The sequence below is a fragment of the Pseudomonas sp. G.S.17 genome (assembly GCF_038096165.1).
In the GTDB taxonomy this organism is placed as follows: Bacteria; Pseudomonadota; Gammaproteobacteria; order Pseudomonadales; family Pseudomonadaceae; genus Aquipseudomonas.
The window spans coordinates 677,407-701,681 of record NZ_CP151076.1 but is presented as its reverse complement, the minus strand read 5'-3'; the positions used below and the strand labels follow the sequence as shown (position 1 = coordinate 701,681).

General features: G+C 59.9%; 21 protein-coding genes. 6 read left to right on the top strand and 15 right to left on the bottom strand.

Features of this window, described 5'->3' with window-relative positions:
- Positions 1-147: 147 nt before the first annotated feature.
- The 11 genes from AABC73_RS03160 to AABC73_RS03110 form a co-directional block, all read right to left on the bottom strand.
- Entirely contained in the window at positions 148-1,440 is a 1,293-nt protein-coding gene (locus AABC73_RS03160; RefSeq protein ID WP_020293659.1) for an adenylosuccinate synthase, read from the bottom strand.
- Positions 1,441-1,494: 54 nt separating this feature from the next.
- Positions 1,495-2,682, bottom strand: coding sequence for an ATP phosphoribosyltransferase regulatory subunit (locus AABC73_RS03155; protein ID WP_341522427.1), 1,188 nt, complete (start codon positions 2,680-2,682; stop codon positions 1,495-1,497).
- A gap of 305 nt (positions 2,683-2,987) precedes the next feature.
- Entirely contained in the window at positions 2,988-3,857 is an 870-nt protein-coding gene (gene hflC, locus AABC73_RS03150) for a protease modulator HflC (RefSeq protein WP_341522426.1), read from the bottom strand.
- The gene (hflK, locus tag AABC73_RS03145) at positions 3,857-5,023 is read right to left on the bottom strand and encodes an FtsH protease activity modulator HflK (protein ID WP_341522425.1); all 1,167 of its coding nucleotides are present in this window, start codon (positions 5,021-5,023) and stop codon (positions 3,857-3,859) included. Before hflK ends, hflC begins: the two co-directional genes overlap by 1 nt.
- Positions 5,024-5,119: 96 nt before the next feature.
- A complete protein-coding gene (gene hflX / locus AABC73_RS03140; RefSeq protein ID WP_020293655.1) occupies positions 5,120-6,421 on the bottom strand; it encodes a ribosome rescue GTPase HflX in 1,302 nt (433 codons plus the stop codon).
- A gap of 12 nt (positions 6,422-6,433) precedes the next feature.
- The gene (gene hfq, locus AABC73_RS03135; RefSeq protein WP_020293654.1) at positions 6,434-6,694 is read right to left on the bottom strand and encodes an RNA chaperone Hfq; all 261 of its coding nucleotides are present in this window, start codon (positions 6,692-6,694) and stop codon (positions 6,434-6,436) included.
- 87 nt (positions 6,695-6,781) lie between these two features.
- Positions 6,782-7,753: a tRNA (adenosine(37)-N6)-dimethylallyltransferase MiaA gene (gene miaA / locus AABC73_RS03130; RefSeq protein ID WP_341522424.1), complete on the bottom strand. Its 972-nt coding sequence runs from the start codon at positions 7,751-7,753 to the stop codon at positions 6,782-6,784.
- On the bottom strand, positions 7,754-9,709 hold the full coding sequence (mutL, locus tag AABC73_RS03125; protein WP_341522423.1) for a DNA mismatch repair endonuclease MutL: 1,956 nt from the start codon (positions 9,707-9,709) through the stop codon (positions 7,754-7,756). It abuts the gene before it with no gap.
- Positions 9,706-11,124, bottom strand: a complete 1,419-nt coding sequence (locus AABC73_RS03120; RefSeq protein ID WP_341522422.1) for an N-acetylmuramoyl-L-alanine amidase — start codon at positions 11,122-11,124, stop codon at positions 9,706-9,708. Before AABC73_RS03120 ends, mutL begins: the two co-directional genes overlap by 4 nt.
- A gap of 14 nt (positions 11,125-11,138) precedes the next feature.
- On the bottom strand, positions 11,139-11,609 hold the full coding sequence (tsaE, locus tag AABC73_RS03115; RefSeq protein ID WP_341522421.1) for a tRNA (adenosine(37)-N6)-threonylcarbamoyltransferase complex ATPase subunit type 1 TsaE: 471 nt from the start codon (positions 11,607-11,609) through the stop codon (positions 11,139-11,141).
- Positions 11,597-13,093, bottom strand: coding sequence for an NAD(P)H-hydrate dehydratase (locus AABC73_RS03110; protein ID WP_341522420.1), 1,497 nt, complete (start codon positions 13,091-13,093; stop codon positions 11,597-11,599). The genes tsaE and AABC73_RS03110 overlap by 13 nt, the downstream gene beginning before the upstream one ends.
- A gap of 62 nt (positions 13,094-13,155) precedes the next feature.
- On the opposite strand from AABC73_RS03110, the gene queG reads away from it, so the two are divergent.
- On the top strand, positions 13,156-14,235 hold the full coding sequence (gene queG, locus AABC73_RS03105) for a tRNA epoxyqueuosine(34) reductase QueG (protein WP_341522419.1): 1,080 nt from the start codon (positions 13,156-13,158) through the stop codon (positions 14,233-14,235).
- 108 nt (positions 14,236-14,343) lie between these two features.
- Here the strand turns inward: queG and AABC73_RS03100 are convergent, their stop codons facing one another.
- Positions 14,344-14,955, bottom strand: a complete 612-nt coding sequence (locus AABC73_RS03100; protein ID WP_341522418.1) for a trimeric intracellular cation channel family protein — start codon at positions 14,953-14,955, stop codon at positions 14,344-14,346.
- A gap of 75 nt (positions 14,956-15,030) precedes the next feature.
- On the bottom strand, positions 15,031-15,567 hold the full coding sequence (orn, locus tag AABC73_RS03095; RefSeq protein ID WP_331149704.1) for an oligoribonuclease: 537 nt from the start codon (positions 15,565-15,567) through the stop codon (positions 15,031-15,033).
- A 100-nt stretch (positions 15,568-15,667) separates the two neighbouring features.
- Between orn and rsgA the strand changes: the two genes are divergently transcribed.
- Positions 15,668-16,699, top strand: a complete 1,032-nt coding sequence (gene rsgA, locus AABC73_RS03090) for a small ribosomal subunit biogenesis GTPase RsgA (RefSeq protein WP_341522417.1) — start codon at positions 15,668-15,670, stop codon at positions 16,697-16,699.
- 129 nt (positions 16,700-16,828) lie between these two features.
- Here the strand turns inward: rsgA and motB are convergent, their stop codons facing one another.
- Positions 16,829-17,845: a flagellar motor protein MotB gene (gene motB, locus AABC73_RS03085; protein ID WP_341522416.1), complete on the bottom strand. Its 1,017-nt coding sequence runs from the start codon at positions 17,843-17,845 to the stop codon at positions 16,829-16,831.
- 3 nt (positions 17,846-17,848) lie between these two features.
- Positions 17,849-18,700 (bottom strand): flagellar motor stator protein MotA, encoded by an 852-nt coding sequence (gene motA, locus AABC73_RS03080; RefSeq protein ID WP_020293643.1) that lies wholly within the window; start codon positions 18,698-18,700, stop codon positions 17,849-17,851.
- 210 nt (positions 18,701-18,910) lie between these two features.
- Between motA and AABC73_RS03075 the strand changes: the two genes are divergently transcribed.
- The 4 genes from AABC73_RS03075 to AABC73_RS03060 all read left to right on the top strand — a co-directional run bounded on the left by AABC73_RS03075 (position 18,911) and on the right by AABC73_RS03060 (position 24,254).
- Positions 18,911-20,446, top strand: coding sequence for an HDOD domain-containing protein (locus AABC73_RS03075; RefSeq protein ID WP_341522415.1), 1,536 nt, complete (start codon positions 18,911-18,913; stop codon positions 20,444-20,446).
- 46 nt (positions 20,447-20,492) lie between these two features.
- On the top strand, positions 20,493-21,308 hold the full coding sequence (gene rhdA, locus AABC73_RS03070) for a thiosulfate sulfurtransferase (RefSeq protein ID WP_341522414.1): 816 nt from the start codon (positions 20,493-20,495) through the stop codon (positions 21,306-21,308).
- Positions 21,309-21,359: 51 nt separating this feature from the next.
- Complete coding sequence (asd, locus tag AABC73_RS03065) at positions 21,360-22,229, top strand: archaetidylserine decarboxylase (RefSeq protein ID WP_341524166.1); 870 nt, start codon at positions 21,360-21,362, stop codon at positions 22,227-22,229.
- A 237-nt stretch (positions 22,230-22,466) separates the two neighbouring features.
- The gene (locus AABC73_RS03060; RefSeq protein ID WP_341522413.1) at positions 22,467-24,254 is read left to right on the top strand and encodes a molecular chaperone; all 1,788 of its coding nucleotides are present in this window, start codon (positions 22,467-22,469) and stop codon (positions 24,252-24,254) included.
- The last annotated feature ends 21 nt before the right edge of the window (positions 24,255-24,275 follow it).

Here is a 24,275-nt window from a genome sequence, read left to right as displayed (position 1 = left end):
GAATCCCTCCACCACCGGCGCCATTAAAATGATGGCACCGCTTCTGAGGTTTTCTACAGCAATCACCGTGCCGTGTTTGTGACTTGGGTCACAGCCAAAATAACAAAGGGCCGCATGAGCGGCCCTTTGTTATGTTTCAACGACTTATCAGGCGAACGGGTGACGCAGAACGATGGTTTCGTTGCGATCAGGGCCCGTCGAAATAATGTCGATTGGCGCGCCAACCAGCTCTTCCAGACGCTTGATGTAAGCGCGCGCGTTGGCAGGCAGCTCTTCCAGGGTCTTGGCGCCGAGAGTCGATTCCGACCAGCCCGGCACTTGCTCGTACACCGGCTTGAGGCCGATGTAGCTGTCGGAGTCGGTTGGAGCGTCGATCACCGCACCGTTTTCGTTCTCGTAACCAATGCAGATATTGATGGTTTCGAGGCCGTCGAGCACGTCCAGCTTGGTCAGGCAGATGCCCGAAATGCTGTTGATTTCGATAGCGCGACGCAGGATGACCGCATCGAACCAGCCACAACGGCGAGCACGACCGGTGGTTGCGCCAAATTCATGACCACGCTTGGCCAGGAATGCACCGATGTCGTCGAACAGCTCAGTCGGGAAAGGACCCGAACCGACGCGCGTGGTGTAGGCCTTGGTGATACCGAGGATGTAATCCAGGTACATCGGACCAAAACCCGAACCGGTGGCGATGCCGCCAGCCGTGGTGTTCGAGCTGGTGACGTACGGATAAGTACCGTGGTCGATGTCCAGCAACGAGCCTTGGGCGCCTTCGAACATGATGTCTTTGCCGGCGCGACGCATGTCGTGCAGCGCAGCAGTAACGTCGAGCATCAATGGCTTGAGCAGCTCGGCGTATTCCATGCACTCGTCGAGTGTTTTCTGGAAGTCGATTGCCGGCTCTTTGTAGTAATTGACCAGCACGAAATTGTGATAGTCCAGCAGCTCGCCGAGCTTGGCCGCAAAGCGCTCACGATGGAACAGGTCACCGATGCGCAGTCCGCGACGTGCAACCTTGTCTTCGTAAGCCGGGCCGATACCGCGACCGGTGGTACCGATCTTCAGCTCGCCACGGGCTTTTTCACGGGCCTGATCCAGCGCCACGTGATACGACAGAATCAGCGGGCAGGACGGGCTGATACGCAGGCGCTCACGCACCGGAATGCCTTTCTCTTCCAGCTTGATGATTTCACGCATGAGAGCATCAGGCGCAACCACCACACCGTTACCGATCAGGCACTGCACGCCTTCGCGCAAGACACCGGACGGAATCAGGTGCAATACGGTTTTTTCGCCATCGATCACAAGGGTGTGACCGGCGTTGTGGCCACCTTGGTAACGCACCACGGCGGTTGCATGTTCGGTCAGCAGATCAACGATCTTGCCTTTGCCCTCATCACCCCATTGGGTGCCCAGGACTACGACATTCTTACCCATAACACTTGTCCTCATTCACGCAAACTTGGTGCCGGCGGCGGCCGGCAGGGAAACTCAAGAGGCCAGCGGCACTACCTGCCAATGCTCGCCATGCTGAATCAATTGCCGATCACAATCGGCCTCACGCGCTGCACTCACCTGCTGTCCAGGCAACCCCTGAACCACACGCTGACCTTCGCTGCGCAGCTGGCAGACTTGCTGCCAGAGCGCTGCATCGGTGCTGTCCGGCATCCAGATGCCGCCGGTCGGCAACTGGATTTCTGCGCGACCCAGTGTCACCAGGGTTTTCAGATCCGTGGAGAAGCCGGTCGCGGGACGAGCCCGGCCGAAATCCGCACCGATATCATCGTAGCGACCGCCCTGGGCGATCGATTGACCGACACCCGGAACGAACACCGCGAACACCACACCGGTGTGGTAGTGATAGCCACGCAATTCGCCCAGATCGAAATACAACGGTAGCTCAGGGAAGCGGGCAGCGAGGCGCTCGGCAATCGTCAACAGATCATCGAGGGCGGCGAGCACCGGCGCCGGCGCATTGGCCAGCCGATCACGAGCCGCAGCCAACACTTCACGACCGCCGCACAAGTCGACCAGCGCACGCAGCATGGTCGCCAGATCGCTCGGCAGGTTTTCGGTCAGGACAATCACTTCGTCGATGGCCTTGCGCTGCAGCGCGTCGAACAGCTGCTGCTCGACTTCACCGGACAAACCGGCCGCACGCGCCAGACCACGATAGATACCGACATGGCCAAGGTCCATATGCACATCCGGCACATCGGCCAGCCGCAACATGGCCAGCATCAGGCTGATCACTTCAACGTCGCTGCTCGGGCTTGCATCGCCATACAGCTCCGCACCCAACTGGATCGGGCTGCGCGAAGATGACAGGGCACGCGGCTGCGCATGCAGCACGCTGCCGGCGTAGCACAGGCGGCTTGGACCTTCGCGACGCAGGGTGTGCGCATCGATGCGCGCCACTTGCGGCGTGATGTCAGCACGAAAACCCATCTGCCGACCCGACTGCGGATCGATCACCTTGAAGGTGCGCAGATCCAGGTCCGAGCCTGCGCCAGTGAGCAGGGATTCGAGGTATTCGATGTGAGGGGTGACTACGAATTCATAGCCCCAGCTCTGGAACAGATCCAACACCTGACGGCGCGCTATTTCTATACGCGCCGCTTCCGGTGGCAGTACTTCTTCGATGCCATCTGGTAGCAGCCAGCGGTCAACCGTTGCCATTACGCCATTCCCCTATGATCCGGGCGGCAAGCCATGGGGCGAGCCTTGAGTAAAGCAGACAGTGGTCAAGTCCTGCAGTCATTCTTGCGGGCACGACGAGCGCCCGAGAATGGCCTTGCGGACCACTGTCCTCGAAAATTCTTGTCGCATGCAGTCCTCGCGGATCTGCGCACTGCGACCAATCAATCGTGCAGACGCAAAAAAGCCGGGAATTTCCCGGCTGCCGCATCATACACACGTTTTACCGAGTGATCACCCCGCCAGACGGTTTTGCCGCCCGGCGGAGCTTTCAAATCACGCGTGAATCACGGCTTGGATTTTTGCAGATAGCGGAAGAAATCGCTATTTGGATCCAGAACCATCACGTCGCTTTTACTCGAGAAGCTTTCACGGTAGGCGCGCAGGCTACGGTAGAACGCGTAGAACTCCTGATCCTGACCGTATGCCTTGGAGTAGATCGCGGAAGCCTGGGCATCACCATCACCACGAGCCTCTTCAGACTCACGATAGGCTTCAGCCAGCAATACGCGACGCTGACGATCAGCGTCGGCACGAATGCCTTCAGCCAGCTCGTTACCCTTGGCGCGATGCTCGCGGGCTTCACGCTCACGCTCGGTGCTCATACGCTCGAACACGCTGCGGTTCACTTCCTTCGGCAGGTCGATGGCCTTGACCCGGACGTCGATGACTTCGATGCCCAGCTCCTTGGTTGCCATCGCATTCAGCGATGCAGTGATGTCAGCCATCAGCGCATCACGCTCACCCGACACAGCTTCGTGCAGGGTGCGCTTGCCGAACTGGTCACGCAGACCGGATTCCAGACGACGGGACAGACGCTCATCAGCGATCTGCTTCAGGCCGGAAGTCGCCGTGTAGAAGCGCTCCGCGTCCTTGACCCGCCATTTGGCGTAGGCATCAACCATGACCGCTTTCTTTTCCAGGGTCAGGAAGCGTTGCGTTGGAGCATCCAGCGTCAGCAGGCGACCGTCGAACTTGCGCACCTGGTTAACGTAAGGAATCTTCACGTGCAGGCCCGGCTGTACATCAGCCTCTACCACCCGCCCGAACTGGAGCATGACTGCCCGTTCGGTCTGGGACACGATGTAGAGACTGTTCCAGGCAACCACCGCCAGCACTACACAAACAATCAGGGCGATCAGCGATTTATTGCTCATCAGCGACTCTCCCTTGTACGCACATCGCGCTGCTGCAACTCGGCGGCACGGGTGCCGACGTCAGTTGCTGCTGCGGCTGCACCGGTAGTCGGGGCAGTGCCGTTACGACCACTCTCGATCATCTTGTCCAGCGGCAGGTAAAGCAGATTGTTCTGCCGCTTGTCGCCAGTTACGAGAACCTTGCTGGTGTTGCTGAACAGTTCCTGCATGGTGTCCAGATACAGACGCTCGCGGGTAACTTCAGGTGCCTTGCGGTACTCGGCGACCAGCTTGGTGAAGCGATCAGCCTCACCCTTGGCGCGCGAAACCACTTCATCGCGATAACCGTTGGCGTCTTCAAGAATACGCTGGGCGTGACCACGGGCTTCCGGGATTACACCGTTGGCGTAGGTTTCCGCCTGGTTACGTGCACGTTGCTCGTCTTCACGGGCGCGGATCACGTCATCAAAGGCTTCCTGAACTTCACGCGGCGCCGCAGCATTTTGCACGTTCACCTGAGTGACCGTGATACCGGTGCGATACGTGTCGAGGAAGCGTTGCAGGCGTTCCTTGATTTCACTGGCCATCAGCTCACGACCTTCAGTGAGCACCTGATCCATCGCCGTGGAACCCACGACATGGCGCAAGGCGCTTTCTGTGGCGTGTTGCAGGCTGACTTCAGGCTGGTCGACGTTCAATACGAAATCACGCAGATTGGAGATCTTGTACTGCACCGTCAGCGGCACTTCGACGATGTTCTCGTCTTCGGTCAGCATTTGGCCTTGCTTGCTGTAGGCACGTTCGCGAGTCACGTTTTCCATGTACTTGCGATCGAACGGCGGGAAGTAGATGTTCAGGCCGGACCCTACGGTTTCGTAGTATTGACCGAAACGCAGCACGACAGCCTGCTCCTGCTCATCTACAACGTAGATAGCGCTGTAGAGCCAGATCGCGACAAGCACGACCAGGCCGATGCCGAGCAGGCCTAAGCCACCACCCTTGCGCGGACCATCGCCACCGCCGTCACCGCCAGTACGTTTCTTACCACCGAACAACCCATTCAGGCTTTCCTGCAGCTTACGGAAGGCCTCGTCGAGATCCGGTGGCCCCTTGCGGTCGCCATTCTTGCGCTTACCACCCCAAGGATCCTGATTATTCGAGTTGCCACCCGGCTCATTCCAAGCCATAGCGCTCTCCATCTGATAAAGCAAAGACGCGCCCACGGCGCGCCGACCAATGCTACAGAATGCCCGGGAAACCCGTACAACGGGTTTCCCACGCTTTTATTGCAAAGTGTGTTGCTCGATGAATTCCAGCGGCTGCAGTCCTTCGCGACTCACCAGGCGATTGAATTCAACTCGCGGCAAACGTACGGCTAACAAGCTGCCGCCTTCATCGTCATGCTCTTCGCTTTGTACTGCACCCAATTCGAAGAATTGAGCGCGCAGTCGAGCAAAACGCTGAGGCAAGCGCAAGGTGCCGACAAACAAATCGTCACCCAGCAGTTCGGCTACGGCCTGTTTGAGCAGGTCCAGCCCACGACCGTCACGGGCAGACAACCAGACACGTTGCGGTTTGCCATCGGCATCGCGCTGTATCTGGGGTTCCACCCCTTCGAGCAGATCGAGTTTGTTATACACCTCAAGTATCGGCAAGCCCTCGGCGCCGATCTCCCCAAGCACCGCCATCACCTGTTCAATCTGCGCCATGCGCTCAGGCTCATGAGAATCGATGACGTGCAGCAGCAGATCGGAGTTGCTTGATTCTTCGAGGGTTGCGCGAAACGCCTCGACCAGCTTGTGTGGCAAATGGCGAATGAAGCCCACGGTATCGGCCAGCACGATTGGCCCCAGGTCGTCCAGTTGCAGACGGCGCAGGGTCGGATCGAGGGTGGCGAACAGTTGGTCGGCGGCGAAGACGTCGGAATCGGTGACCGCATTGAACAGCGTCGATTTGCCGGCGTTGGTATAGCCCACCAGTGAAACCGAAGGAATGTCGGCGCGCTTACGCCCGCGACGCGCCTGCTCACGCTGGCTGCGGACCTTTTCCAGACGACTCTTGATTTGCCGCAGACGCACCCGCAGCAGACGGCGGTCGGTTTCCAGCTGGGTTTCACCCGGACCGCGCATGCCAATGCCGCCGCCCTGTCGCTCAAGGTGAGTCCAGCCGCGAACCAGTCGCGTACTCATGTGCTCGAGCTGTGCCAGCTCGACCTGCAACTTACCTTCATGAGTGCGCGCGCGCTGCGCGAAGATATCCAGGATCAATCCCGTGCGATCAAGCACGCGACACTCGAAGACTTTCTCGAGGTTGCGCTCCTGACTGGGCGTGAGGATGTGATTGAAGATGACGATATCTATTTTTTCGGCTTTGACCTGGTCGCGAAGTTCTTCGACCTTGCCGCTGCCGATCAGATATTTGGCCGATGGCCGATGACGCGGCACGTTAACGAACGCGACGGTATCGGCGCCAGCCGATATGGCCAACTCCTGAAACTCCTGCGGATCTTCGCGCGCCTCAGGGTCCTGACCATCCAAGTGAACGAGGATTGCCCGCTCACCACCACTGTGGCGCTCAAAGAACAATGCAGACTCCTATCAGGCGTTACCTGGCTCAACGTCACCCGACTCGGATTCGGCGGCGCTAGGCAGACGAATTGGACGAACCGGTACAACGGTAGAGATGGCGTGCTTGTAAACCATTTGGCTGACAGTGTTTTTCAGCAAAATAACGAACTGGTCGAAAGACTCGATCGTGCCTTGCAGCTTGATACCGTTTACCAGATAGATCGAAACCCCAACCTTTTCTTTACGTAAAGTGTTCAGGTAAGGGTCTTGTAGCGAATGCCCTTTTGACATGTGCCGCACTCCTTTAAGGATCAATAATAATTCGAATTCAATGGGCTTTACCGTCACCCCCCAAGGATAGACGGCTATTGCAAGGACTCAGCTCAATATGGAGACCGAGCCCAGGTATTTCAAGGCACGTGGCAGATTGTCGCAAGCCAGGCTGTCCAACCAGTGTAAATCTTCCCAACTGCGTAGCCAGGTGAACTGCCGCTTGGCCAGTTGACGCGTGGCAATAATGCCCCGCTCCTGCATTTCAGACCATGTCAGCTTTCCATCCAGATGATCCCAGACCTGGCGATAACCAACGGCTCTGATCGATGGCAACCCCGAATGCAAGTCGCCTCGCGAACGCAATGCCAGCACCTCATCCAGAAATCCCTGGTCCAGCATTTGTGAAAAACGTAACGCAATACGGTCATGCAACACCTTGCGATCTGCCGGAGCAATAGCCAGGTTCGCGACAGTATAGGGCAATTGCCTACGTCCCGAAGCCGCTGCGTCGGTACTTTGCGCAGTTTGTTGCTCGCGGTGTGCCGTCATGCTCAGACCGCTGACCCGATAAACTTCCAGCGCACGTATCAACCGCTGCGGATCATTGGGATGGATTCGCGCCGCCGACACCGGATCCACGGCCGCCAGATCATCATGCAACGCCTGCCAACCATGGACCACCGCCCGGGCTTCAAGTTGCGCACGGACTTCGGCATCGGCGGCCGGCATATCCGCCAGCCCGTCCATCAGAGCCTTGAAATACAACATCGTGCCGCCCACCAGCAGAGGAATATTCCCCCGCGCGGTTATTTCCGCCATGGCCGCCAGTGCGTCGGTACGAAAATCCGCCGCCGAATAGCTTTGCGCCGGGTCGAGAATATCCACCAGACGATGGGGAAACTCGGCCAATTGTGCTTTTGATGGCTTGGCGGTGCCGATGTCCATGCCGCGATAGACCAGCGCCGAATCGACACTGATCAGCTCGCAAGGCAGGACTTTGCAGAGTTCGATCGCCAGATCGGTCTTGCCCGCGGCCGTGGGGCCCATGAGAAAGATGGCGGGAGGTAAAGCGCTCATTCAACGACCGCGCAAAAAGAGTTTGTCCAGATCGTCCAGACCCATCTGGGTCCAGGTCGGCCGACCGTGGTTGCATTGACCGCTGCGCTCGGTGTTTTCCATGTCACGCAGCAAACCGTTCATTTCCGGGATCGCCAGACGCCGATTGGCGCGAATCGCGCCGTGGCAGGCCATGGTGCCCAACAGCTCGTTCATGTGCGCCTGAACCCGATCACTGGTGCCGTATTCCATCAAATCCGCCAACACATCGCTGACCAGCCGATTGGCTTCTGCTTGCTTGAGCAGGGCCGGGATTTGCCGGATCGCCAGCGTTTCCGGGCCCAGGCGCTGTAATTCGAAACCCAGCCGCTGAAAGGTCTCGATGTGTTCTTCGGCACAATCCGCTTCGCGCTGGCTGACAGCGATGGATTCCGGCACCAACAAAGGCTGGCCGCTCAAGCCTTCGCTGGCCATGGCGATTTTCAGGCGCTCATACATGATCCGCTCGTGCGCAGCGTGCATGTCCACCAACACCAGGCCAATCGCGTTCTCGGCAAGAATATAAATCCCCTTGAGCTGCGCCAGCGCGTAGCCCAACGGCGGGATATCGCCCTGGGTTTCCGGCAGCGAGACGGGCGCCGCGCCCGGCAGCGGCGCGAAAAACTCGCGATAGGCGCTTTGCGCTTCGGCGGCGGGCAAGGTTGCGCCGGGCCGTGGCGTGTACTGATATTGATAACCCGCGCCCGCCCCGGAACCGGCCGGTCGCGCATAGGGCTCGCCTTGCGGCTGTTCCAGCAGATTATTGGCCAGGCGCATTTCGCCCTGAGGGCCGAATTCTCCCGCTTCCGGGCCGGTCGGCCGCTCGATGGCGGTGACGGGAGCGGAGCCGGACACTTGATCTTCCGGCCGCACATCACCCAAGGCGCGATGCAAGGTGCCATACAGGAAATCGTGAACCATGCGTCCGTCACGGAAGCGCACTTCGTGCTTGGTCGGGTGCACGTTGACGTCGACGACCGCCGGATCCACTTCGAAAAACAGCACGAAGGTCGGATGACGGCCATTGAACAGCACATCGCGATACGCCTGACGCACCGCGTGGGCGACCAGCTTGTCGCGCACCGCACGGCCATTCACGTAGAAATATTGCAGATCCGCCTGGCTGCGCGAGAACGTCGGCAGACCAACCCAACCCCACAAGTGCAAACCGTTGCGCTCGATCTCGATGGGCAGCGCCTGCTCTAGAAAGCCTGGGCCGCAAATCGCGGCGACGCGTCTGGCCCGGGCGTTGTCATCATGAGCTTCGTGCAGGCTGAGAATCGTCTTGCCGTTGTGCCGCAGGTGGAAAGCCACGTCGAAACGGGCCAGCGCCATGCGCTTGATGACTTCCTGCAGGTGATCGAATTCGGTTTTCTCGGCCTTGAGAAACTTGCGCCGCGCCGGGGTGTTGAAAAACAGGTCCCGCACTTCAACCGAAGTGCCCACCGGATGCGCCGCAGGCTGAACCCGCGAAGCCATGTCGCGGCCTTCGGTTTCCACTTGCCAAGCTTGATCGGCATCGCGGGTGCGCGAGGTCAGGGTCAAGCGGGCGACCGAGCTGATGGACGCCAGCGCTTCACCGCGAAAACCCAGGCTCATGACCCGTTCAAGGTCTTCCAGATCGCGAATCTTGCTGGTGGCGTGTCGGGCCAGGGCCAACGGTAAATCGTCGGAAGAAATGCCGCTGCCGTCGTCGCGCACCCGCAACAGCTTGATCCCGGCCTGTTCGACGTCGACATCAATGCGTCTGGCGCCGGAGTCGAGGCTGTTTTCCAGCAACTCCTTGATGACGGAAGCCGGTCGCTCGACCACTTCGCCCGCGGCGATCTGGTTAGCCAGTCGCGGACTGAGTAGTTCGATGCGCGCAGCGCTGAGCGAGACATTGGCGGTATCGGCGCTGACGTCCGTTTCAATGCTGTCGACGAGAAGATCAGTCATGGCTGCGTGGCTACCTCTGAGTTCGGGATTTTCAGATTCTGGCCGATTCGCAACTCATCAGAACTCAAACCGTTGGCATTGCGCAGCGCGCCGGTGCTCATATCGTAGCGCGCCGCCAGCATGGCCAGGGTTTCACCTGACCTAACCACATGATTACGCGGCCCCTGGGCCAGCTTGCCGTTATCGCGCAACCAGGCAATGTAAGTGCCTTGTGGCGGATTCTGCTGGAAGAACTGTCTGACTCCGGAGCTGATCGAACGCGCCAGCGCCTGTTGATGCGGCGAACCGGAAAGCTTGGCGGCCTCGGCGGTGTTCGAGATAAAGCCGGTCTCCACCAGAATCGACGGGATATCCGGCGACTTGAGCACCATGAAGCCCGCCTGCTCGACCCGCGCCTTGTGCAGCGAGGTGACGCGACCAATGTTGGTCAGCACTTTCTGCCCGACGTTAAGGCTCGATGACAACGAAGCGGTCATGGACAGGTCGAGCAATACGCCCGCCAGCATGCGGTCCTTGTCGTCCAGACTCACTGCGCCAGCGCCGCCGATCAAGTCGGAGCGGTTTTCGCTGTCGGCCAGCCAGCGCGCGGTTTCCGACGTCGCGCCGCGCTCGGACAAGGCAAACACCGAAGCACCGAACGCTGCCGAAGAAGGCGCGGCATCCGCATGAATCGACACGAACAGGTCTGCGCCCTTGGCCCGCGCGATCTCGGTACGTTTGCGCAGCGGAATGAAATAGTCGCCGGTGCGGGTCAGTTCAGCCCTGTAGCCTTTTTCGGCGTTGATCTGGCGCTGCAACTCCTTGGCGATGGACAGCACCACGTTTTTCTCTTTCTGCCCGGCCCCGCCCGAAGCACCAGGGTCTTCACCACCGTGGCCGGCATCGATTACCACCACGATATCGCGCTTGCCGTTCGGCACCGGCGTCAGTTTGATTGCAGGCTTTGCCGGGCTGATCGGTACCGCAGGTGCGGTATTGGCTGCGGTTTGGGCCATGATCGGCGCCGGGTTGGCATCCGACGCTTCGTCATACAGGTCGACCACCAGACGGTTGCCGTACTGCTGGTTAGGCGCGAGGGTGAAGCTTTTCGGCGTCACCGCTTTCTTGAGGTCGATGACCACCCGCAAATCGGTGGGTGTGCGTTGAGCTGAACGCATGCTGGTGATTGGCGTGTTGGCCATGGGGACGTCGAGCGGTCCGGCCAGGGTCGCACCATTGATGTCGATCACCAGACGATCAGGAGAAGTCAGGGTGAAAACGCTGTGTTGAACGGGCCCGGTAAGATCGAAAACCAGCCGCGTGTTATCCGGTGCACGCCATAAGCGGACACTTCGTACTTGTGTTTCGGCCAGCGCGTTGACAGACAAGGCCGTCAATAGCAGACCCACTACAGTAACCAGCGCGCGCATGCGCATACCTAACCCCATATCTATTTGAATTCCAAAGCCAAAGCGGCACACCAGGTCTCGCCACGCGAGCCACCAGGGCTCAAAGTCAGGGATCGACCTTCCGCATGCGGGCCAATGGTAATGGTCAGGTCAGGCTTTGGCAAAAAGCCTGCACCACGCTGGGGCCACTCGATCAGACAAAGGGGGTCATCTTCGAAGTAATCGCGGATCCCCAGGTACTCCAGCTCCTCTGGATCGACCAGCCGGTAGAGGTCGAAATGGAAAGCGCGAATCGAGCCGATCTCATAGGGTTCGACCAGGGTAAAGGTCGGACTCTTGACCGCCCCCACATGGCCCAGTCCCCGGATAATGCCCCGTGACAGCGTGGTTTTGCCGGCGCCCAGATCACCTTCAAGAAAGATCAGCCCGGCACCTTGCGTGACCTTGGCAATGCGCGTTCCGAGATCGGTCATGGCCTCTTCGCCTGCGACGTTCAGCGTTAGTGCAGACACGGTTGTTGCTCCTCCAATAACAGACGAATGGCTGGGATGACATCACTGGCCGCCAGCCCACGGCCGATCTTGCCGAGCTGTTCGCCGGCACTGGCGTGCAGCCAAACGCCAAGGCATGCCGCGTCGAACGGTTTCATTTTTTGCGCCATCATCGCGCCGATCAGTCCGGCCAGCACGTCACCCAGCCCGCCAGTCGCCATGGCGGGATGGCCGCGATCACATAAGACTAGCGCGCCATCGGCATCTGCGATCAGGCTGCCGGTGCCTTTGAGGACACACACTGCATTGAATTTTTTTGCCAGCGCCCGCGCAGCGGCTGGGCGATCCGCCTGAACATCCTTGGTGCTGATGCCCAGCAATCGCGCGGCTTCGCCGGGATGCGGGGTGATGACGCTGTCTTTCGGCAAGCTCGCCAGGCCTTCGGCCAATTGATTGAGGGCGTCAGCATCCCAGACTTGTGGCAGATCCGCGCTGGCGGCCGCCGACAGCAGACTGCGCCCCCAACTGGCCTTGCCCAGACCAGGACCAATCACCAGCACGCTGGCCGGCTCGATCAAGGCGCGTAATTGATTGGCGGAACTGATGGCCGCGCTCATGACCTCGGGGAAGCGCGCCAGGGCAGCAGAAACATGCTCGGCACGGGTCGCCAGAGTGACCATACCCGCGCCACTGCGCAGGGCGCTTTCTGCCGACAATAACGACGCGCCGCCAAAACCGTGATCCCCACCGACCACCAATACCCGGCCGTACTGGCCTTTATGGGCAGTGCGCGGACGTGGCGCGAGATGCGGCAGGTTCGAGCTGTTCAAACGAACGGCGCTGGTCGGCGTTTCCGAGACGATAGCCGGATCGGCCTGCAAGTCATCGAACACCAGTTCGCCGACCAGATCCGCTGCATCGCCGGTAAAAAGCCCCAGCTTCAGGCCAATAAAGGTCACGGTCAGGTCGGCGCGCACGGCAATGCCGAGGGTTCGTCCGGTATCAGCGCTGAGCCCGGAAGGGATATCCACAGCGGCAACCGGCGCGTTACAGGCATTGATGGCTTCGATGGCTTCCAGATAGGGCTGACGCACGTCGCCGCTCAAACCGGTGCCGAGCAGCGCATCCAGCACGATGCCGGTCAACGGTTGTCCGGCCCATCGTTCGACTTTTACGCCTTGAGAAACCGCTTGAGCATGGGCTGCGGCGGCATCGCCAGCGAGCGCGTCAGCATCGCCAACCGCCAACACCTGAACCTGCCAGCCGGCCTTGAGCGCCAATGACGCAATCAGATAACCGTCGCCAGCGTTGTTGCCGCGCCCGGCCAGCACAGTCAATGTGCCTGCATCCGGCCAGCGCCGACGCACCGCGGGCCAGGTGGCGTGGGCGGCGCGCTGCATCAATTCCATGCCCGGCGTACCGGCGGCAATCAGCCGGGCATCAAGGTCACGGACCTGTGCAGCGTCATACAGCGCGTCGGGTAATTGCGGTTTAGTGTCGACCATGCGTCTCTGGGCTCCGATGTCTGGCAGAATTATACGCACCTCCGCCCGGTTTCTCTCTGCGCATGCCTGCTATTACTGTAGATCCACTCAACACTGCCGACTTGATCACCCTTGCCCAGTCGATCAAGGCGTGGGGCCGCGAGCTGGGTTTTCAGCAGGTCGGCATCTCCGGGCTGGACCTGGCCGAGCACGAGCAGCATCTGCAACGCTGGCTCGACGCGGGCTATCACGGCGAGATGGACTATATGGCAGCGCATGGCAGCAAACGTTCGCACCCGGACGAGTTGGTGCCCGGAACGCTGCGCGTGGTTTCCCTGCGCATGGATTATCTGCCCGGCGATACCGAAATGACCCAGCGCCTGGCAGAACCGGAAAAGGCCTACGTGTCGCGCTATGCGCTGGGGCGCGATTATCACAAGTTAATCCGCAAGCGCGTGCAGCAACTGGCCGAACGCATTCAGCAGGACATCGGCCCGTTTGGCTTTCGTGCGTTCGTCGACAGCGCGCCGGTCCTGGAAAAAGCCATTGCCGAACAGGCCGGGCTGGGCTGGATCGGCAAAAACACCTTGGTGCTGAATCGCAAGGCCGGCAGCTTTTTCTTCCTCAGCGAACTGTTTGTCGATCTGCCGCTGCCGGTTGATCCGCCTCACGCAACCGAACACTGCGGGCGCTGCACGGCGTGCCTGGACATTTGCCCCACCGCGGCTTTCGTCGGCCCCTACGTGCTGGATGCCCGCCGCTGTATTTCGTACCTGACTATTGAATTGAAGACGGCAATCCCGGAAGAACTGCGGCCGCTGATCGGTAATCGGGTATTCGGCTGCGATGACTGCCAGATCGTCTGCCCGTGGAACCGCTTCGCCCGCCCTACGGACCAGAGCGACTTTCAGCCCCGCCACAACCTGGACAATGCCGGGCTGGCCGAGCTGTTCATGTGGGATGAAGAGAAATTCCTCAGCAGCACCGAAGGCTCGCCACTGCGGCGCGCGGGTTATGAACGCTGGTTGCGCAATCTGGCGGTCGGCCTGGGCAACGCGCCATCAACGATTCCGGTATTGCAGGCACTGGAAGCCCGCCGGGATTATCCGTCGGAATTGGTGCGCGAGCATGTGGAGTGGGCACTGCGGCAGCATGGTTGCTGATGTCGTGGGAGCGAGCTTGCTCGCGAAGACAATTCATCAGACACATAAGGATGTGTCGTATGGACAACCTTCGCGAGCAAGCTCGCTCCCACAAGTGGTAGCGCGTGCCTAATGCTCATCCTTATAGACAAACTTCGGCATGTTCCAGTTGAAGCGAATCGCCAGCAGCCGCAGCAGCAAGCCGCCAAACAGGGTGATCAGCACGCTCTGATCGGACGGCAACTGGAAGTGCAGGCACAGCAGGAAGCACCACGCGGCCAGGAAAGACACGCTGGCGTATAGCTCGCGACGGAACACCAGCGGGATGTCGTTGCAGAAGATGTCGCGCAGGATGCCGCCGAACACGCCGGTAATCACACCGCACACCGAGGCGACCAGCATGCCGTTGCCGGCTTCCAGTGCCGTCATGCAGCAGATCAGAGTGAAGGCTACCAAGCCCAGCGCATCGAGCACCAGAAACAGCGAGCGCAAATGACGCATCAGCGGCGCGATGAAAATCGTCAGCAAGGCGGCGACGCTGGTCAGGATCAGGTATTCCGGGTTTTTCACCCAGGTCAGCGGATAGTGCCCGAGCAGCACGTCGCGCACCGAACCACCGCCCAAGGCCGTCACGCAAGCGATCAACACCACGCCGAACCAGTCCATGCCACGTCGGCCCGCCGAAAGAGCGCCGGTCATGGCCTCGGCAGTAATGGCAATCAGATAGAGCATCAGCAACATGGCGGCAGTCCTTTGCGACAAAGCCGCGCAGTGTACCAAAAGAGGGCAGCGCCGAATGAGCTGCCCTCGATAGCGTTACGCCTTGATGAAATGTTCGCGATAGAAGCGCAGTTCGGCGATGGACTCACGAATGTCGTCCAGGGCCAGATGTGTGCTGCCTTTCTTGAATTTCAATTCAGGCGACCAGCGCGCAGCCAGCTCCTTGAGGGTCGAAACATCAAGGTTGCGGTAGTGGAAGTAATTTTCCAGGGCCGACATGTGGCGATACAGGAAGCGGCGATCCTGGCAAATGCTGTTGCCACAGATCGGCGAGCTGCGCTCCGGCACCCAGAGCTTGATGAACTCAAGCGTCTCGGCTTCGGCTTCGGCCATGCTGATGGTGCTTTCGCGAACCCGCTGAGTCAGGCCCGAACCGCCGTGCTGACGGGTGTTCCACTCGTCCATTTTGGCCAGCGTCTCGTCGCTCTGATGGATGGCGATGACCGGGCCTTCAGCCAAGGTATTGAGCTGGCTGTCGGTGATGATGGTGGCCATTTCAATGATGACGTCAGTGTCTGGGTCCAGACCGGTCATTTCCAGATCGATCCAGATCAGGTTCTGCTTGTTTTGCATATGTCGACTCCTCAGCGTAGGCGCGCAGTTTAGCTCACCCCGGCATGCTAGACTCCATCGCGTTTTATCTAATCAGCTGCTTTATCTACTCGGAACACCCATGGCCAAACGCCAACTCAATCGTCGTCAGAACTGGCGCATCGAAAAGATCCAGGGCGAGCGCGCTGCCCGCGTCGCCAAACGTGAGTCACTGACGCTGGAAACCCTTGAGGGCGGCGATCTTGGCCCCGAGCAGACCGGTCTCGTGATCGCTCACTTTGGTATTCAGGTCGAGGTCGAAGCGCAAGAAGGCGATCTGAACGGTCAAGTGTTCCGCTGCCATTTGCGCGCCAACCTGCCTGCACTGGTGACCGGTGACCGCGTCGTCTGGCGCGCCGGCAATCAGGGCATCGGCGTCATCGTCGCCCAGTTGCCGCGCACCACCGAGCTATGTCGACCGGACAGTCGTGGGCAGCTCAAGCCGGTTGCCGCCAACGTCGATCTGATCGTGATTGTGTTTGCGCCAGCGCCTGAACCCCACGCGAACCTGATCGACCGTTATCTGGTCGCCGCCGAGCACGCCGGGATTCGTCCGCTGTTGCTGCTGAACAAATTCGATCTGATCGACGAGCAGAACGCTCCGGCACTGAATGCACTGCTGGCGGTTTACCGCACGCTGGGCTATCCGGTGCTGGAAGTGTCGGCGCATCAAGGCGATGGCATGCAACAGTTGCAAACCCAGCTCGATGGGCATATCAGCGTGTTTGTCGGCCAGTCTGGCGTCGGCAAGTCTTCGCTGGTCAACAGCCTGCTGCCGGAAGTCGACACTCGCGTTGGTCCGTTGTCCGAGTGGTCCGGCCAAGGCACGCACACCACCACCACGGCGCGCTTGTTCCATTTCCCGGGTGGCGGCGAACTGATCGACTCCCCGGGGATTCGTGAATTTGGCCTCGGTCACGTTAGCCGCGCCGATGTGGAAGCGGGCTTTATCGAGTTCCACGAGCTGATCGGCCACTGCCGCTTCCGCGACTGCAAACACGATCGCGAGCCAGGTTGCGCATTGATCATCGCCCTCGAAGAAGGTCGCGTGCAGCAGCAACGCATGAACAGCTATCGCTCGATCATCGCCAGCTTGCCGGAAAACAGTTACTGATCGGGTAATACCGGAGCCGCGACGCCTACAGAGCGGGACCAGCTCCGCAAGGCGTCGGTTCCACCTCGCCCCGCAAGAGCGGGCTTTAGCCGCGAGCCCTCCCGGCTGAAGCCGGTCCTACAGTGCCAATCAGTTCTTCGTCTCGTCCATCTTCAGCGTGCCATCCTCGAAGATATTCAGCTTCTGCCGAAGCTCATGAGGCTGGGCGTACGCCTGCGGATCGGGCGGTGCCTTGTTCGATGCTCCGGGCGGCGCTGCGGGCGCGGCCGGTTTCGGAGTGGTATTGCCATCACCTACGCCGTGCGTGCCTTCGATACGCTGCTGCGCCTTTTTGGTCATCACCACGATATCGATCCGGCGGTTCACCGGATTGAACGGCTGGTCGCGGTCATACAACGCAGAGGATGCATAACCCACGACCCGGGCGACCTGGTTTTCCGGATACGTGCCCGCGATCAACGCTCGACGCGCCGCGTTGGCACGGTTGGCCGACAATTCCCAGTTGCCGTAATCGCCGTTGCCCACGAAAGGCTTGGCGTCGGTGTGACCGCTGATGCTGATCTTGTTCGGCACCGCTTTGATGGTGTCAGCCATTGCCAGCAGTATGTCTTCGAAATACGGCTTGAGACGCGCGCTGCCCGAGTCGAACATCGGCCGGTTGTCCGCATCCGTAATCTGGATGCGTAAGCCGTCCTGCGTAATCTCGAAATGGATCTGATCCTTGAATTTCTGCAGTTCCGGGTTTTCGTTGATCTTGTTCTGCAGTTCTTGCAGAAGCATTTCCAGGCGTTCCTGCTCGACCGCTTCGGCCTTGGCTTCTGCCGAGTCGGACTCGATGGGTACATTGTCCGGAGTCGGCGTGGACTTGATCTCGGGGTTCAGGGTCTGGTCCGGCGACATCTCCGGCGAACCGCCCAGATCGATCACGTAAGGCGAACCGCTGTCGGAAAACCCCACCGGGTCCTTGAAGTAACCGGCAATGGCCAGCAACTGCTCGGGTGTGGCCGACGACATCAGCCACAGCACCAGGAAGAACGCCATCATCGCGGTAGCAAAGTCGGCGAAGGCGATTTTCCATGCCCCGCCGTGGTGTCCGCCTTCATAGCGCTTGACGCGCTTGATGATTATCGGCTGATTATTTTCCATGGCTTAGCGACCGCGAACCGCTTGCTCCAGCTCACTGAAGCTGGGCCGATGCGCGGGATACAGGACTTTGCGACCAAACTCGACGGCCAGCGACGGCGGCATGCCGGACGCCGAAGCCACCAGCGATGCCTTGATGGCTTCGTAGACGTTCAGCTCTTCCTTGGCATCGTGGGCCAGGGACGTGGCCAGCGGGCCGAAAAAGCCGTAGGCCGCGAGAATACCGAAGAACGTACCGACCAGTGCCGCGCCCACGTGGTTACCGATGGCGGCCTTGTCGCCGTCACCCAGGGAAGCCATGGTCACCACGATCCCGAGTACCGCCGCGACGATACCGAAACCGGGCATACCGTCGGCAATACCGGTAATGGCGTGGGATGGATGCCCGAGCTCTTCCTTGATGCTTTGCAGTTCCATGTCGAACAGGCCTTCCAGCTCATGGGGAGCCATGTTGCCCGAGGACATGATGCGCAGGTAATCACAGATGTACGCTGTCATCCGCTCGTCTTTGAGCACGCCCGGATATTTGGCGAAGATCGGGCTGGCCGCGGCATCCTCGATATCCCCCTCAATCGCCATCATGCCTTCGCGGCGGCTCTTGTTGAGGATTTCGTACACCAGACCAAGGACTTCAAGGTAATACGCGTGAGTGAAGCGCGTGCTGAACATTTTCAGCGACTTCTTGAACACGTGCATTGTCATGTAGCCGGGGTTGGCTTGCAGGAACGCGCCCAATGCAGCGCCACCGATGATCAGGACCTCGAAAGGCTGGATCAGTGCTGCAATCTTGCCATGGGAGAGAACGTATCCGCCGAGCACGCTCGCGAAAACGACAATGATGCCGATAATTTTAGCCATAGGTAGGAACTACTTACCAAGTCGGATTCAGGGACATGTTGCGGAAGTTCGTGAAACTCTTCTTCTACTTATCGGCATATGTGGGCCAGACTATAGGCCACTATGAGGAAAAGCCAGCCGAGCCTTGAACGGCGGCCCGCGAACTGATGTCTTACCCTGAAATTTCGCAGTCAATACTGCCTAAAATATCCAGTCGTACAGGCCTGATGCATGCCTCCAGATACCTCGACACCGCTCCCTGTTCCCAAGACCCTCGACGCCTGGATCAAGCAGCTCGACAGCGTTGCGCTGCCAGTGCCTGCGGCCAATCACAAACGCGTCCGTTCCGCGCTCAACGACAGCCGTCGTTCGCTGCGTGATATCGCCGACATGGTTCAGGACAGCCCGGCGTTGGTGCTCAGCGTCATGCGCGAGGCCAATCACCACACCAACAAACTGGCTGAGCCGGCAGAAAGTCTTGAGGTGGCAATCAATCGCCTCGGCCTTGCGCGCACGGAAGTGCTGCTCAATCGCCTGCCGACGCTGGAAGCAGATGAAATTCCCGCTGCGTTTCGCCAACTGCTGCTGGTCAGCCAACACGCTACGCAGCAGGCCAGCGGTCTGTTCGCCGGGCGTCTGGCGCGGCTCTGGCAGGATATTCACCTGGGCAGCCTGCTGTTTCTCTCGCCTTTGTGGCCGATGGCGCTGACGTATCCCAAGCTGCTCGATGAGTGGGAAATGCGCGTCATCCATCAAGGCGAGTCTTCTCGCATCATTGAAAAGCAATTGTTTGGCGTCAGCCTGCTGGAGCTATGCGTCGCCATGGCCGAGCTTTGGCACCTGCCGCTGTGGGTGACACTGGGTTATCGCCTGCTGATCAGCGATCGGCGCCAACTGGTGAAAGCCATGCGCATCGCCCGCAACAATGACGACCCGCTGCTCCAGCAACAACTGATGGACGCCGATCCTCATTTGCATCGCTGGTTGAATCAGCCAGCCAATACGGTGTTACTGGGCAACGGTCTGGCGCTCGCGGCCCAGCAAGCCTGGGACAGCCCGCATTGCCTGCGCTGGGAGCTGCTGACCAGCCTGTATCTGCAACAACCGCTGGATGCCGTGCAACAACAGGTGCACCAGAACGCCGCCAGCAGCGCCCGACATCATGCTGCTGCGGGAATATGGCATCCAGCCGAAGCGCTGCTCTGGCCGCGGGACGCGCGCCGGGTCCATCGCGGCATGCTGCCCGCCCCGCCACCTTCTGCCGAAGCCCTGCAAGACTGGCGCAAACACTGTGCCGAGTTGTTGATTGACCCGAGCCCGTTCAATAACGCCATGCACTTGACCACCTCTTCGCGTGACGCCTTGCTGTCCTGCGGCATGCAGCGGGTCATGCTGATGATGACGGACAAGACGGCAACCATGCTGCGGGTACACCAGATCGGAGGCTTGCAGAGGGAAGCCGCAGAAACCGTGCTGTACATAAAAGAAAGCACGGTGTTGCAGCGTTTGCTCGCGCAACCGACTCAACTGCGCATGACGCCCGCCAACATCGATCAGTTCTCAGCGTTGCTGCCGGGCAGCATCCGAGGCCTGTTCAAGGGCCAGCATTGGTTGATTCGCTCCCTGAGCAGCAATGGCAAAGTGGTGATGCTGGTGTTCGCCGACCAGGGCGGCGGGCCGCTTTCGGAGATATCCGTACAAGCTTTCGGAAAAACCTGTCAGTGCATCGAGCGGGCGATGACCAGCTTTAGTGGTCGCAAAGCCTGACAGCTGGGCTACAATTCGCCTCTTTTTCCGATATTGGAGGCTGCACATGTCCGTCTTCTCTAGCCTGCCGCTGGTCATCGAACCCAGCGACCTGCTGGCACGCCTGGACGCGCCGGAGCTGATTCTGGTGGATCTGACCAGCAGCGCCCGATATGACGCCGGACACATCCCTGGCGCACGCTTTGTCGATCCCAAGCGCACGCAACTGGGCCAGCCTCCTGCCCCTGGCCTGTTGCCGGCGCAAGCGCAACTCGAAGCGCTGTTTGGCGAGTTGGGCCATAACCCGAACGCGGTCTACGTGGTCTATGACGACGAAGGCGGCGGTTGGGCCGGGCGATTTATTTGGTTACTGGATGTTATCGGCCACCATCAGTATCACTATGTGGATGGCGGATTGCTTGCCTGGCAGGCTGAAGGCCTGCAGCTCTCCACCGACGTCCCGCCAGCGGCCGGTCAGCCGGTGCCGTTGACGCTGCACAGCGAACCCACCGCCACCCGCGAATACTTGCAAAGCCGCCTTGGCGCTGCGGATCTAGCGATCTGGGATGCTCGCGGCCCTACGGAATACTCAGGGGAAAAAGTCCTGGCCGCCAAAGCCGGGCACATCCCCGGCGCAGTCAACTTTGAATGGACCGCAGGCATGGATCCGGCGCGCAATCTGCGCATTCGCAAAGACATCGCCGTCATCCTCGACAGCCTGGGCATCACCGCCGACAAGGAAGTGATCACCCATTGTCAGACCCACCATCGCTCCGGTTTCACCTATCTGGTGGCCAAGGCGCTGGGCTACCCGCGAGTCAAAGGCTATGCCGGCTCCTGGGGCGAATGGGGCAACCACCCGGACACACCGGTCGAACGCTGACAGCGGGCCGACTCGTAAAATCACGTTCAGCACACCTTTATCGTTTTAGGAATTTTGATGAAAAAGCGTCTGTTTATCTTCAGCCAGTATTTATTGCCGCATCACTTGCTGTCGCGTTTGGCTGGCTGCGTTGCCGAATGCCGGGTGCGCTGGTTCAAGAACGCCTTCACCGCATGGTTCGCCCGTCGTTATCAGGTGGATATGTCCCTGGCGCTGGTGGAAGACCTCACCGCTTATGAGCACTTCAACGCGTTCTTTACCCGCGCATTGAAACCCGACGCCCGCCCGCTGGACGTCACGCCGGGCGCGATTCTCTGCCCGGCCGATGGCGCGATCAGCCAGCTAGGCCCGATTGATCACGGCCGTATCTTCCAGGCCAAGGGCCACAGTTTCAGCGTGCTTGAACTGCTGGGTGGCGACGCCAGCCTGTCAGCGCCGTTCATGGGCGGCGAGTTCGCGACGGTTTACCTGTCGCCCAAGGACTATCACCGGGTCCACATGCCGTTGGCAGGCACCCTGCGCGAGATGGTTTATGTGCCGGGGCGGATTTTTTCGGTCAACCAGACCACCGCCGAGAACGTGCCGGAACTGTTCGCCCGCAACGAGCGCGTGGTCTGCCTGTTCGACACCGAGCGCGGTCCGATGGCCGTCGTACTGGTCGGCGCGATGATCGTGGCATCCATCGAAACCGTCTGGGCCGGGCTGGTCACTCCGCCTAAACGCGAGCTGAAAACCGTCCGCTACGACGAAGCCGCCCGGGCGCCGATCCATCTGGAGAAAGGTGCCGAACTGGGCCGCTTCAAACTGGGCTCCACCGCCATCGTTCTGTTCGGACCCAACCAGATTAAATGGGCTGAGGAACTGGCAGCGGGTTCACCCGTCAAAATGGGTGAGATGCTGGCCACGCCTGTAGAACTCTGAGTAAAAAGCGCAGCCGGTGTTGAACAGTGGCGAATGGAAGCGACACTGCCGTCCCTCGCATTTGTACAACACGGGCTGCGACCACAGGCCGATGCTGTTAAAGTCACGGCATCGGCGCTGTAGGAAACTTCGCTTTTTGTTGACGCAGATTGCATGACTTTCAACGAGTAGATGCTATTAACGCGTGAATCGAATGCAGCCGTTCGGGCCAGTAAGCAGTTGGAGTTTGCCTGTCACATGAGTATTTCAAGCCTTCCCGTGTTGTTGCGTGTGCCCACGCCGACGCAGTCGAGCCTGACATTCTGTGAAACAAACCCTCGCGACCTGAAACGCTGGATCTCGACCCTGCCCAAAGCCAACCTGGGCGAGATGGCGCGCCAGCTCTATCAGGGGCTCAGCGAACTCAATCAGTTACTCACCCCCAGCGACAATCGCCTGCAAATGCTTGAGCTGTTGCGCCCCGAGGTGTACTTCGTCTGCAAGCACCTGGAGCGGCACTTCCTCAATCAGGCCATCGTTCTCGACGAGCGCCCGCGCAAGGTCGCCAATCTTTGCCAGGCTCTGCAAAACCACCTCGCCGTGGGCTACAAGCTGATCATCCACCGCGTGGCCGCGCGCCTGACCAAAGACCGCATCTCGCTGCTGAGCACCGCGTTGCAACGGGCGCTGCATTGCCTTAACGGTCCGTTGATTCGCGCCAACCAGTTGTACTGCCCGGTCCAGGAAGGTCTGTGGCTGGAGATGCACAAGATTTATCAGATCGCTCGCCAGCACCAGTTGCATCTGGTCGCGGTGAACGATGAGCTGGCTCACAACGTCAAGACCCTGACCGTCGAACAGACCTACGTCGTCGCCTTGTTGATGGGTTGCTCACGCTGCAACCAGATGCGTCAGCTCAATATCGGTCGTCTCGCCGAGGTCCTGGATTCGTGGAGTTCGCTGGTCCGCCTGCAACTTCCGGCCGACGACAACAGCCTGTTCGCACTCGCGCCCGACCAGGACAAGCCGCCGCTCTATACCTCGCTGTTCACCGAACAACAGATCCCGCAGCTGGTGGGCATGCACACCCAGGCGCTGGCGGCGATGATCAATCGCTATCTGGAAACACCTGCTGAACTGCGCGCGCAATTGCCGTTGCTGATTCCCCATGGCGTCACCACCGATCTGTTGCAGCATCTCGCGGCGGCCTGGGGTGATGTGGCCGAGCGCACGTTTCAGCGCACGCCGGGCCAGGGCACGCTGAACCTGTGCATCGGCATGAGCGCGCTGCACTATTACCTCGGCGGCCAACGATCATTCAGTGAAATGCTGCAATTGCCGGTCATCAGCAAGGCCGCGCAATTCAAGATGGAACTGGTCGGTGACAAGCCGGACGATCCCTGGGCCAGCGCGTTCGATACCCAGCGCGGCAACACTTCGGAGGTGCTGCTGCCCTTCGAAGAAATCCAGTACCAGCAAACCGAGGCCGAAGGTGGCGAAGCGGCGTCCAATGCCCAGCAGACCTTTGCGACCTACGACCTGCATATTGTCAATCACAGCCCCGGCGGCTATTGCCTGGCATGGCCCAAGGAAGTGCCGCCGCAATTGCAGGCCGGCGAACTGGTCGGTATTCAGGATGACGCTTGTCAGGGCTGGAGCATTGCGGTTGTGCGCTGGGTGCGACAAGTGCGCAGCGGCGGCACGCAGATGGGGATCGAGTTGATAGCGCCATTCGCGCAACCCTGCGGCCTGCAGATGATCAGACCCGGACAGAACAGCCCTTACATGCGTTCGTTGCTGCTACCGGAAGTGCGAGCCATTGAACAGCCCGCGACAATCCTCGCCCCGCGCCTGCCTTTCCAGGAAGGCAACAGCGTGATGATCAACATTGGCGGTGAAGAGCGCCGCGGCGTCCTCAACAACCGACGCGCCAGCAGCGGCAGCTACAACCAGTTCGAATACGAAACCTTCGAAGCACCCAAGGAAACCGGCAGCGACCAGCCCAAGGCAGAGCAGGAATTCGATTCGCTTTGGTCGTCGCTGTAACACTGGACTAGAACAACTGTG